This is a genomic window from Brevibacillus fortis (genome assembly GCF_046196545.1).
GTDB classification, from domain to species: domain Bacteria; phylum Bacillota; class Bacilli; order Brevibacillales; family Brevibacillaceae; genus Brevibacillus; species Brevibacillus fortis_A.
This window is the reverse complement of sequence record NZ_CP176370.1, coordinates 6,360,486-6,372,777: the sequence shown is the minus strand read 5'-3', so window position 1 is coordinate 6,372,777 and position 12,292 is coordinate 6,360,486. Positions and strand designations below refer to the sequence as shown.

General features: G+C 48.6%; 9 protein-coding genes. 8 read left to right on the top strand and 1 reads right to left on the bottom strand.

Features of this window, described 5'->3' with window-relative positions; genetic code table 11:
- The first annotated feature begins 74 nt into the window (after positions 1–74).
- The 8 genes from gabT (at position 75) to ACKKE8_RS30715 (ending at position 11,741) form a co-directional block, all read left to right on the top strand.
- Positions 75–1,424: a 4-aminobutyrate--2-oxoglutarate transaminase gene (gene gabT, locus ACKKE8_RS30750; RefSeq protein WP_409176328.1), complete on the top strand. Its 1,350-nt coding sequence runs from the start codon at positions 75–77 to the stop codon at positions 1,422–1,424.
- A gap of 26 nt (positions 1,425–1,450) precedes the next feature.
- The gene (locus tag ACKKE8_RS30745; protein ID WP_409176327.1) at positions 1,451–2,875 is read left to right on the top strand and encodes an aldehyde dehydrogenase family protein; all 1,425 of its coding nucleotides are present in this window, start codon (positions 1,451–1,453) and stop codon (positions 2,873–2,875) included.
- Between the two features lie 262 nt (positions 2,876–3,137).
- Positions 3,138–4,592, top strand: a complete 1,455-nt coding sequence (locus ACKKE8_RS30740) for a polysaccharide deacetylase family protein (RefSeq protein WP_409176326.1) — start codon at positions 3,138–3,140, stop codon at positions 4,590–4,592.
- Positions 4,593–4,624: 32 nt separating this feature from the next.
- Positions 4,625–5,938: a nucleotide sugar dehydrogenase gene (locus tag ACKKE8_RS30735; RefSeq protein ID WP_409176325.1), complete on the top strand. Its 1,314-nt coding sequence runs from the start codon at positions 4,625–4,627 to the stop codon at positions 5,936–5,938.
- A gap of 26 nt (positions 5,939–5,964) precedes the next feature.
- The gene (locus ACKKE8_RS30730; RefSeq protein WP_409179230.1) at positions 5,965–7,848 is read left to right on the top strand and encodes a glycosyltransferase; all 1,884 of its coding nucleotides are present in this window, start codon (positions 5,965–5,967) and stop codon (positions 7,846–7,848) included.
- Positions 7,849–7,884: 36 nt separating this feature from the next.
- Complete coding sequence (locus ACKKE8_RS30725; protein WP_409176324.1) at positions 7,885–9,642, top strand: polysaccharide deacetylase family protein; 1,758 nt, start codon at positions 7,885–7,887, stop codon at positions 9,640–9,642.
- A gap of 27 nt (positions 9,643–9,669) precedes the next feature.
- Positions 9,670–10,734 (top strand): glycosyl hydrolase family 18 protein, encoded by a 1,065-nt coding sequence (locus ACKKE8_RS30720; RefSeq protein WP_409176323.1) that lies wholly within the window; start codon positions 9,670–9,672, stop codon positions 10,732–10,734.
- A 173-nt stretch (positions 10,735–10,907) separates the two neighbouring features.
- The gene (locus ACKKE8_RS30715; protein ID WP_409176322.1) at positions 10,908–11,741 is read left to right on the top strand and encodes an undecaprenyl-diphosphate phosphatase; all 834 of its coding nucleotides are present in this window, start codon (positions 10,908–10,910) and stop codon (positions 11,739–11,741) included.
- A 43-nt stretch (positions 11,742–11,784) separates the two neighbouring features.
- On the opposite strand, the gene ACKKE8_RS30710 is transcribed toward ACKKE8_RS30715, so the two are convergent.
- A complete protein-coding gene (locus tag ACKKE8_RS30710; RefSeq protein ID WP_017246671.1) occupies positions 11,785–12,252 on the bottom strand; it encodes an OsmC family protein in 468 nt (155 codons plus the stop codon).
- Between the last annotated feature and the right edge of the window lie 40 nt (positions 12,253–12,292).

Below are 12,292 nucleotides of genomic sequence, written 5' to 3'. Positions count from 1 at the left end.
TTGCAATATATCGTGGTTGAGATTACAAGCAAGCAATCCAACCAATACCATCTCGAACGAGGAGAGGAAACGATATGTCCAAACAACGTCAATTTGTAAACGTAGCTGCTGGTGTGCCAGGTCCAAAGGGAGCGGCCCTGATTGAAAAAAGAAAGCAGTACGTTCCAAAAGGTGTCGGCAACAATACCCCCGTTTTTGTAGAGTCAGCTTCAGGTGCATTGGTTACGGATGTAGATGGCAATACGTACATCGATTTTGCCGGAGCGATCGGTACACTGAATGCCGGACACTGCCCGCCGGAAGTAGTTGAGGCGCTAAAAGCGCAGCTGGACAAATACATTCATCCTTGCTTCCATGTAGGGATGTATGAGCCATATGTGGCCTTGGCTGAGAAGCTGACGCAAATCACGCCAGGCAGCTTTGAAAAGAAGACGATGCTCGCAAACAGCGGGGCAGAAGCAGTAGAGAACGCGGTGAAAATCGCCCGCAAATACACAGGACGCCCAGGCATCATTTCCTTTAGCCGCGGCTTCCATGGTCGTACGCTCTTGGGCATGTCACTGACTTCCAAAGTGAAGCCGTACAAATTCCAGATGGGTCCATTCGCTCCAGCTACGTATAAAGCGCAGTTCCCGTATCCACTGAACAAGCCAGAATCCATGACAGATGATGAGTACGCGCAATTCTGCGTGCGTCAGTTCGAGGACTTCCTCTTGACTGAGGTTGCACCGGAAGAAGTAGCTGCCGTGATTATGGAACCGATTCAAGGAGAAGGCGGCTTTATCGTTCCGCCTGTGTCCTTCGTTCAAGGTGTCTATAACATTTGTAAAAAGCATCAAATTCTCTTTATTTCCGATGAGATTCAAACAGGCTTCGGTCGTACTGGCGCGATGTTTGCCTCTACCCATTTCGGTATCGAGCCAGATATCATCACCATGTCCAAATCAATAGCGGCAGGCTTGCCTATCTCTGCGGTTACGGGACGCGCAGAAATCATGGACGCGCCAAACCCGGGTGAGATCGGTGGTACCTATGGAGGAAGCCCGCTTGGCTGCGTAGCGGCATTGGCAGTCATTGAGAAAATGGAGCGCGAAGACCTGTCTGGCCGTGCGCAGGTGATCGGGGACAAGATCAAGGCACATTTCCACGCGTTGCAAAAAGAGTTCCCTGTGATCGCAGAGGTGCGCGGACTGGGTGCGATGTGCGCCGTAGAATTTATCGATCCAACAACCAAACAACCAGCGAAAGAGCTCGTTGCTGGCTTGACCAAAGGCTGCTACGAGTCTGGCGTCATCGTGCTTTCTGCTGGCGTCCACAGCAACGTGTTGCGCTTCCTGTCTCCACTGGTTATTACTGACGAGCAACTGGAAGAGGCACTGGATATTATGACGGATGTTCTGAAAAGCCAATACGTGACGAACTAAAACGCCCGAGGGGGTTCTCCATACTCATGAAAAAGCATCTCTACATCAACGGACAATGGAAAGAAGCAAAAGAATACGCGCCGCTCTACTCCCCTTATTCTGGGGAGCTGCTGGCGGAAATCGCTCAGGCAGACGATCATGACGTTGACGAGGCAATCAAGGCGGCCAAAGCAACAGCCAAAGTCATGGCGAAAATGCCAGCGAGTCAGCGCGCTTTGATACTGGAGAAGGCTGTAGCCATTATGGAAGCACGCAAGGAGGAACTGGCGGTCATCCTCGCACAGGAAGCCGCCAAGCCACTTCGCACAGGGCGTGTAGAAATTACCCGGACGATCCAGACCTACAAGTTCGCAGCAGAAGAAGCGAAGCGTATCCACGGAGAGACGGTGCCGCTCGATGCAGCACCGGGTGGTGAAGGACGTCTTGCTTTTACGGTACGCAAGCCGATTGGCGTAGTTGGCGCGATCACGCCTTTTAACTTTCCATTTAATCTCGTGGCACACAAGGTCGGGCCTGCCATTGCCGCAGGAAATACCGTCGTACTGAAGCCAGCGAGTCAGACGCCGCTTAGCTCGCTGATTCTGGCCGATATTTTCGCAGAGGCGGGATTGCCTGCCGGTGCGCTCAATATTTTGCCTGGAAAAGGCGCAGTCGTAGGCGAAAAGCTGGTCACTGACAGCCGAATTGCTGCGATCACCTTCACGGGAAGCCCTGCGGTTGGAATCGCGATGAAAAACAAAGCGGGACTCAAGCGTGTGACCTTGGAGCTTGGCTCCAACTCCGCAGTGATCATCGACCACAACGTGGAAATCACGCAAGCGTTGATTGATCGTTGCGTGACGGGCGCCTTCTCCTTTAGCGGTCAAGTGTGTATCTCGCTGCAACGCGTCTATATTCACCAGAGCAAGTACGAAGAGTTCCTGGAGAAGTTTAAGACTGGTACAGAAAAGCTCGTGCTAGGTGATCCGCTGAACGAAGAGACAGACATGTCCTCTGTGATCTCTGCCAAGGATCATGAACGCATGGAAGCATGGGTACAGGAAGCAGTAGAAGCAGGCGCACATGTAGTTACTGGCGGGAAGCCTGTCAGTGACAACCTCTTTGCTCCTACGATTCTGACGAATGTGGGCGCACACGTTGCCGTCTCCTGCCAGGAGGTATTCGGTCCAATCGTAGTCGTTACACCGTTTGAGACGATGGACGAAGCGATTGAGGCGGTAAATGACTCCCGATTCGGCTTGCAGGCAGGCATCTATACGAGTGACATTCACGCGGCTATGCGCGCAGCAGAAGAGCTGGAGGTCGGAGGCGTGATGATCAACGACATTCCGACGTTCCGCGTGGACAACATGCCGTATGGCGGTGTGAAAGACAGTGGTTTTGGCCGCGAAGGTATCAAGTATGCTGTCGAGGAACTGACCGAACTAAAATTAATCGCGATCAAGCTGTAACAGTGAAAGACGGGCCCGATGAGGCTCGTCTTTTTTTTGTAAATGGCGTCCTGTAGGCAATTCATAATAACCCCATAAATTGTCATAAATGAAACCGCTTCATATAGTTGTTTGGCATAAGTGGTTGTGTTAGTCTAGCGTGTAGAGGCAGACTATGTTCATTTTTGCGGAAGAGTGTTTGATTACACTTTACTTGTTACGCAGATGAAATAGTCGTTTTTTTATGCGTAAAGGGCATTTCTTACACGAAAAGGGGACAATCATGACGGGTCATAAAACAAGGGCAAGCGGGTTCCGATTATTCCAGTGGATTTCGCTTGTAACGATACTGGCATTATTAGTGGGATGTTCTCCATTTAAGGGGAATGACAGCAGTGCAGATGACAGCCTACAACCAGTCAAACCTGAAAAAATCGAGCCTTACCAAGGGGACAAGAGCAAGGCCGTGTCCATGGTCTACACGACGCAAAGACAGCTTGCTCTTACTTTTAATGGGATGGCAGATAAGGACACGATGAAAAGACTGCTAGATGAGTTGGACAAGTACCACATCAAGGCAGCTTTTTTCATGCCAGGAATGAGAGTAGCTGAAGAGCCTGACATTGCGCGAGAAATTGTCGCCAGAGGTCACGAAATTGAAAACAACACGTTGAACCAGTCAGAATTGCAGGGTCAATCTTACGAGAAAATGTACGAAGATATCAAATTGGCTAATGAGGTCATCAAAAGAGAGACCGACAAAACACCGCGGTATATCAGAACAAAGTCGGGCGATTACTCCGACGATCTTCGATTGGTAGCTGCTCACAATGGCCAAGAAGCGGTCGTGTCCTCCAGTCTGTTCCTGCACAATTGGCAAAAAGAGACGGAGGAGCAAAAAATTCATTACTTAAGAAAATATATGAATCGCGGCGGTATCATCGCGATGGATACAGAGGAGAACAAGTCTGTAATCGAGAACATCCGTCTTCTCGCAGAGGCAGCTACTGATGTCGGTTACAGATTCGTCCCATTGCACGAGTTGATTGCACAAGGCGGGGAGCGAAAGCCGCTGCAAGCAATTCCGGGTTTTGATGCAGCAAAAATGAATGCGGCGTATCACAAGTCCAAGCCAAATCTCATCTATCGAAAAGAAACAGACAAGAAGCTTGTCGCCCTGTCCTTCGATGATTGGGGTACGGATCAAACAGTTACGAAGATTCTCGATATCCTGGACAAAAAAGGAGTAAAGGCTTCGTTTTTCCTTCGCGCAGATGGTGTAGAGCGAAATCCAAACTTGGCGAGAGCGATTGCGGAAGCGGGACATGATGTAGCCAACCACACCTATTCTCATCCGGTGAATACCAAAATTGCGCCGGAAGAATTGCAAAAAGAGATTGTCAAAGCTCATCAGATCATTACCGAAGCGATTCAGCAGAAGCCGACGATGTATTTCAGACCACCAACTGGGGCGTTTGACGAACAGACACTCAAGGCGATTGCAGCGACAGGCTACGAGGATATTACGATTTATGATGTGACACCGTCCGATTACGACAAGAAACGGAATGCGGACGATATCGTCAAAGCCATTATGGAGCAGACGCGGAGCGGCAGCGTGATTCTGCTGCACATGCTCGATGACATTCACACAATCGAGGCGCTACCGATCGCAATTGACCAGCTTAGAAGCAAAGGATACACGCTTGTACCCATGACAGAGATGTTTGGCCAATAAAGCCAAAAACAATAGGGAGAGGGAGCCAGCTTATGAATTTGTACGAAGGGATTGTGGAGAGGAAAGAAAAAATTGCTGTCGTCGGTCTTGGTTACGTAGGCTTGCCGATTGCGATGGCACTGTCCAAACGCACTTCTGTGATTGGATTCGATGTAAACAAAGAGAAAGTAGCAGCCTATCAAAAGGGAAACTTTCAAGATGCTGACGTGGATCAGGAGCTGACGAGTGACGCTACTATTGCATTCACTTCAGATGAAAATAGATTGCAGGAGGCGCGATTTTTTATCGTGGCAGTGCCTACCCCGGTCAAAAGTGGGAATGTCCCCGACCTGAAATATGTAGAAAGCGCATCCCGTATGGTGGGCAGACAGTTGAGAAAAGGGGCAATCGTCGTATTTGAATCGACGGTTTATCCTGGGGCAACCGAAGATGTTTGCTTGCCAATCCTGGAGTCGGAGTCGGGCTTGCGTTGTGGCATAGACTTCAAGATCGGCTATTCTCCTGAACGCATCAACCCGGGAGACAAGGTAAATCGCTTGGAAAACATCGTCAAGATCGTATCGGGGATGGATGAAGAAACACTGGGAATCGTAGCAAGCGTCTACGAGCTCGTGATCAAGGCAGGTGTTTATCGAGCGGAAAGCATCAAGGTAGCGGAAGCGGCAAAAGTCATTGAAAATGCTCAGCGGGATGTCAATATTGCGTTTATGAATGAGCTGGCCATGCTGTTCAATCAGATGGATATTCCGACGAAAGCAGTATTGCAAGCGGCAGGAACCAAGTGGAACTTCCTCCCTTTTTCACCGGGCTTGGTCGGCGGGCATTGCATCGGTATCGACCCTTACTATTTAACGTACAAAGCAGAAGACAGCGGCTATCGCTCCCGCATCATTTTGGCAGCCAGACACATTAACGATGGCATGGGGAAATATGTCGCCCAACAAATTATTAAAATGGCCGTTCGCTCGAAGCTCGATCTCAAGGATGTACGGATTGGCATACTCGGACTGTCCTACAAAGAGGATTGTGCGGATATCAGAAATACCAAGGTGACGGATATCATTGAGGAATTGAAAGAATACGGCATTAATCCGTTGGTCGTAGATCCGATGGTGAATCCTCGGGAGGCATACGAGGAATACGGTATCGAGCTGTCAGAGATGAAGGCTCTCCACGATTTGGACATTGTGGTTGTAGCGGTACCTCATGCTCCCTTTGCCCAGATGGAAGTCGCTGATTTTGCCGCGATGTACGGGAAGAATGAAGTGAAAATCATGATCGATATAAAAGAAACTTATTCCAAAGCTGACTTTGAAAACAGTGGATTTTATTACTGGAGCTTGTAGGCAGTGGAGGGGAGAGAGCGACAGTGATGAAACAGTTGCTAGAGAAAATAAAGCCGAAAAAGAAAGAGAAAATTGAAGAAGTACTGACGGTTTCCAAAATGGAGAGGCGCGTGCTATCGAATGTGCCAGACCCGGAGAAAATTCGTGTCCAAGTGGACCGCCGCGGTGCTAAAGATACGAATGAGCCAGGAAAACTGGAGGACCCGGAATACCTGAATCGCATTCGGATGCTGAGTCTGCGCTATATGGCGGATTTCCCGGTGACGCTATTGACCAAAAAACAGCGGGTCAAGGATGGAATCAAGGCCAGAGCCGTCGACATTTCTTCGACTGGCCTATTAGTTGAACTAGATTCGGAGATGGCAGACATTCAGGTGGGACAAGTGTTTATGATCCATTGCACAATCCCGCCAGGTACAATGCCAGAAGGCTATGAGTCAACGGTGAAGCTGGATGCAACTGTCGTTCGATTGTTTACGCAGGAAGAGGACGGGCGTCAGAAGTTCATGCTCGCCTTCGAGTTTTCCAAGCCGCTGACCGAGTATTTTCGCAAAAAACGCTGGGGATACGCCATTTATATCGCCAGTTCTTCCCTGTTTGTCGCTGCGGCGTTTATCGTGCTCATGCGCGCGGAGAGCGTGATTTATTTCAAATACAACATTTACTTGTATTTGTACAGCTTGATTGCCGCTGCTTTTTTGCTGACACGGTATTTATTCGGTGCACTTTATCGGGAGGTTCCCGTCAATCCGGACTATACACCGGGCGTGAGCATTATTATCCCGTGTTTTAACGAAGAGGAGTGGATTCACCGGACGATTTTGAGTTGTGTGAATCAGAACTACCCGATTGATAAGCTGGAGGTCATCGTAGTAGACGACCGCTCGACAGACCGATCAGCAGAAGAGATTCAAAAGGTCATCGATATGATTCATAACGAGGCCGAGCGCTATATGACCCGCGAACGCGTGAGGATGCACATTCTTCCGGAAAACGGCGGGAAACGGGTCGCTTTGGTAAAAGGTGTGGAAATGGCCAAGCACGATTTGGTTGTCTTCGTGGATTCAGACAGCTTTTTGGAACCGACTGCGATTCGCAACCTCGTACAGCCTTTCCAAGACCCGAAAATGGGTGGTGTCGCAGGGCGTACGGATGTGGAAAACAAGTTCACCAACGCGATCACCAAGCTGCAAACGGTTCGTTACTACATTGCTTTTCGCATCATGAAGGCGGCTGAATCGTGGTTTGACAGTGTCACTTGCTTGTCTGGGCCGTTGTCTTGCTATCGTAAGGAATTGATTTTGCAGCATTCTGAAGCATGGCTGAATCAGAAGTTTCTCGGGCAGCCCGCCACTTTTGGTGATGACCGAAGCATGACCAACTTTATTTTGCGAACACATCGGACAGGCTATCAGGATTCTGCGATTTGCTCGACGATTGTGCCGTCAGACATGAACATATTTTTGAAGCAGCAGATGCGCTGGAAGCGTTCGTGGTTGAGGGAATCTTTGCGTGCCAGCGGCTTTATTTGGCGCAAGGAGCCTTTTATGGCGATCTTCTTTTACATCGGTCTGATTGTTCCTATCGCTGCTCCAGTCATCGTACTGTACAACCTCGTTTACGTTCCGCTCGTTCATCACATTTTCCCGGGTACGTTTTTAATGGGCTTGCTGCTGATGGCGCTCTTAATGAGCTTGGCCCATCTGTTTTTCCGCAAGAGCAAGCTGTGGATTTTCGGGATTGTCTTTTGTGTGTTTTATGAGCTGGTGCTGTTGTGGCAGATGCCTGTGGCTTGGGTGACATTCTGGAAATCTACTTGGGGTACGCGAGAAACACCGCAGGACGTCGAAGCGAGATTGAAAAAAGAAGCCCGAAAGAAGAACAAAAAGGGCTTTGGGCTGCCATTTTAAGAGGGAAAGACAAAGGGAGTGAGGGTGTCAGGAGTTATGGGGAAAACGACGAGCGATGTCTTGGACTATCGGAAAAAAGATCGCAATAAATTCATCAAGACGCTGATTCAGGTCGCTATCTTAGTCGTCTTGGGCGTCATGTTATTCAATGCCGTATTTGATTGGAAGAAGTACGAGGAACCGAATAAAGCAAACTGGACGAATGAAAAAGGCTTTATCGCCATCTCCTATTTTGGCGTAGGCCGTTCAGGTACACCGAAGCTGGTAGCCAAGAAGCAATTGGACGAGCAGCTGCAGGCGTTGTATGACCAGGGCTATCAAACAATCTCGCAACAAGATATCTTGGACTTTTACAAGAAAAAGAAGCCACTTCCTGACAAGGCCCTGTTCTTAGCCTTTGAAGATGGCCGCAACGATTCGAGCTTGTTTGCCCAGCCGCTTTTGGAGAAGTACAACTTCAAAGCAACGGCATTGTCTTACGGCAACAAGATGGGAAATAGCGAGAACAAATTCCTGCAGCCGGAAGAGTTGAAAAAAATGATGGAAAATGGCTTCTGGGAGCTCGGTTCCAACGGCTATCGGTTGACGTATATCAATGTGTTCGATGATCAGGGCAATTTCATCGGGGTAAAGGATGAGAGTGAATTAACGAATAAAACAAAGGTAGGCTACTATAACCACTACTTGATGGACTTTATCCGTGACAGTAATATGATCCCAATTGAAGACAGAAGCAAGATGGAAGCGAGAATTAATGAAGATTACAAGCTGATGAATGATACGTATATGGATCAATTGGGCTTTGTTCCGGGTGCCTATATGATCATGCATGCGAACACCCTGTATGGCGGCATGAATCGCCTGGTAGCGGATGTGAACGATGCGAATATCAAACAGTATTTTACGATGCACTTTAACCGGGAAGGAACCGCCTACAACGACAGCGAGGGTGATCTGTACAACCTGACCCGCGTGCAGCCAGAGCCTTACTGGTACACAAATCATTTGTTGATGCGCATCCAAAAAGACGCCGATGAGAAGATTCGCTTCGTTCGCGGCGATGAAGAGCAGGCCAAAGAGTGGGATCGTCTCGGTGGCGCCGCGCAATTTATGGAGAACCAGATCGTCCTGACCTCTCCAGCAGCCGGCTCTGGCATGTTATATTTAAAAAACAGCGACAGCCAGAAGGCTATCAAGCTTTCTGCCAAGCTGGAAGGGAATGTAATCGGCAAGCAGTCCATTTATTTGCGTTTTGATCGGGAAAAAGGCAGCTTTGTACGGGTCGTCCTGCATGATAATGAGCTGCGTGTCGAGCAGAAGAAGGAAAAAGGCGAAGTTCAGGAGCTCTTCAAGACGGAATTGAGCCAAGTGATTTGGAATCCTGAGGATTTGACCTTCGACCGTGCCTCTGTTTATACGAGAGAGCAAGGCGAGTCCGGTGCTCCCGAGCTGGAAAAATACCCAATTAACATTAAAAATACGCGTCCATTCGAAATGACTGTTCAAGGTGACCGTCTCAGTGTTTCCGTGGACAAGATACCGCTTTTGGATCAACAGATCGACCCAAGCATTAGCAGCGGTGGTGTCGCATTGGAAGCGGCCTATAGTGAAGTGAACAAAAAGGACGACATTTATGACGGGGTGTTTGCGGACGTAAAAATAGAGTCCTTGGCGCAACCAAATGGTGAGCAGCAGATGCTGTTCAGTAATGTGCAGACAGGGCTAGCAGGAGTCGTCAGTTCGATCAAGAAAGCTTTTTATGCCACAATGGACTGGGTCATCGACACCTTTTAAATCCGAAACAAGGGGGATCAGTGTAAGGTGTCAAACATCAAGAAACGATCGATCATTTTGACTGCTCTTCTGATAGTAGTGTGTGTCATCCTCGTATGGTACATGATGAAATGGAATGATACCGAAAGCTTGGAGAGTGCAGATGCAGCCAACAACACGATGGAATTGTCAGCGTGGGTAGTAGACTGGCAATGGGAATCCGGTTTGGAGGATTTCCGCAGGATGACGGATGGCTTGTCCAGTGTGCAGGTCTTCGCGGCGTATTTTGATGAAAATGACAAGCTGCAATTTACTGATCGCATGACCAAGGCGATGCCAGAGATCAAGGAAGCAGCGAAGCAGGGCAGCTATGTCGATCTCGATTTGACCATTGTGAATGATCGTCTTAACAGTGATGGTACGCAGGTTCAAAAGGACCCGTCGATTGTCAGCCGGCTCATGGCGACAGATGCAAGCCGTACCAAGCACATTATGGAGATCAAGAATGCCGTGATCCAGAATGGCTTTCATGGTTTGGAAATCGATTATGAGAGAATTGACGAGAAAGACTGGGACAACTTCCTTACTTTCATCCATACCCTGTATCAGCATATGGAGCAGGAAGGAAAGTCGCTTCGTATTGTGTTGGAGCCACGCGCTCCGATTGAAGACTTGGCATTGCCAATAGGTCCTACCTATGTCATGATGGCTTACAATTTGTATGGTACGACTACGGATTCAGGTCCTAAAGCCGATCATTCATTTATCGAGGAGCTTGCCCATCGCATGAAAAAAGTACCGGGTGACAAGGTCATGGCCCTATCTGTAGGCGGATTTGACTGGGCTAGTGATGGAAAAGTGACGGCAGTGACGGAAAAACAGGCAGCAGACCTTGCTGTGTCCAGTATCGAGCCGCCCAAGCGGGATAAAGCGAGCGGCAGTTTGTACTTCGACTATATGGATGAAGACGGCAAAAAGCACACAGTCTGGTATGCTGACGAAGAAACGCTATCGCAATGGATCGAAGTCGCAAAGAAAGCGGGCATTGAGAAAATCGCGCTTTGGCGACTTGGTGACATGGGGGAAGGGACATTGCAATATGTGAATCGGTAGAGATGGCTATCACTCTGGGGACAATCCATCCGGGATTTGCTAGAATGTTTTTCGATCATGATGTAACTTTGTACCGGAGATGAACGTTATAATGCTAGAAGCGGTAGTCTGCTCTTTTACAGGGCGGCTGCTACATATTGATTTTGGACATCATTCATAGGAGCGTGGAATTTTTGAGTCTCTGGGAAGCTTTTGTCGCGATTATGCTGGGGCTAGTAGAAGGATTGACTGAGTTTGCCCCGGTTTCCTCTACGGGTCACATGATCATCGTGGATGACTTTTTGTTCCAAACGAAGGAAATGTTTTCACCAGAAGTGGCGAACACCTTCAAGATTGTCATTCAGCTCGGCTCGATTCTAGCTGTTGTCGTTTTGATGTGGGATCGGTTCATGAGCTTGCTCGGCTTGAAAAAGCTGGCGGGTAAGAGTGAGATTCCGGCAGGACCTCGGCTGAATTTGGCTACGGTCATTGTCGGTTTGATTCCTGCGGGGATTCTGGGTGTTTTGTTTGACGACTACATCGATGAGTATTTGTTCTCCACGAAGACCGTGGTAATCGGTTTGGTGCTGGGCGCTCTGCTCATGTTGGCTGCGGATTGGTTCCGACCAAAGCGTGCCAAGATCGAGTCGGTTGACCAAATTACATACAAGCAAGCGTTGCTGGTCGGACTTATTCAATGCTTCTCCCTGTGGCCTGGCTTTTCCCGTTCGGGTTCCACGATCTCGGGGGGCGTACTGTTGGGCATGAGCCATCGGGCGGCGGCAGACTTCACGTTTATTATGGCTGTGCCGATCATGGCGGGCGCGAGCTTTTTGTCGCTGTTGAAGCGTTGGGATGCGATTACGATGGACAGCATTCCGTTTTTCGTCGTCGGTTTTATTAGCGCGTTTGTGTTTGCGCTTTTGTCGATTCGTTTCTTCTTGAAGCTGATTAACCGGATCAAGCTGACGCCTTTTGCGATTTATCGTTTGGTGCTGGCAGCGGTCATTTACTTTGTGTTTATGTAAAAATCAAAAATACGACAAAGGCTCCCAGGTTGGGAGCCTTATTCTAATCATTCGCCTTTATCTCGCTCGGTTTTTCAATAACAATTCCGTTTAATTTAAGCGTAACAGGATTCGCAATCGTATCTCCAACGGGGCATGTCTGTTCCAAAAATTCCACAAATGACTCTACTTGCTCTCTAGGAGCATCGGTTTTGATATGAAAGGTGTATCGGATTTCAGAATACCCACGTCGAACATCAGATTTGTTCATGAAGCCATCCGTATCGAGATCACCTTCGACTTCCACCCAAAAATCGTCGAGTTGAATATGAAACTTCCTGGCATATACTCTGGCAACGATAGATTGGCATGCGCCTAATGCGGAGAGTACCAGTTCAACAGGGTTCATCCCAGTATCCGTTCCTCCCAAGCTTTTCGGTTCATCGATGGTTATCTCGAAATTTCTGGAACTGGCCTTCACAACCATTCCCTTCTGTAGATGTGCAGTTGCTTTGAATGTTTCAACAGGCATAATGGACACTCCCTTCTGGATAATCAATACAAGTAAACTC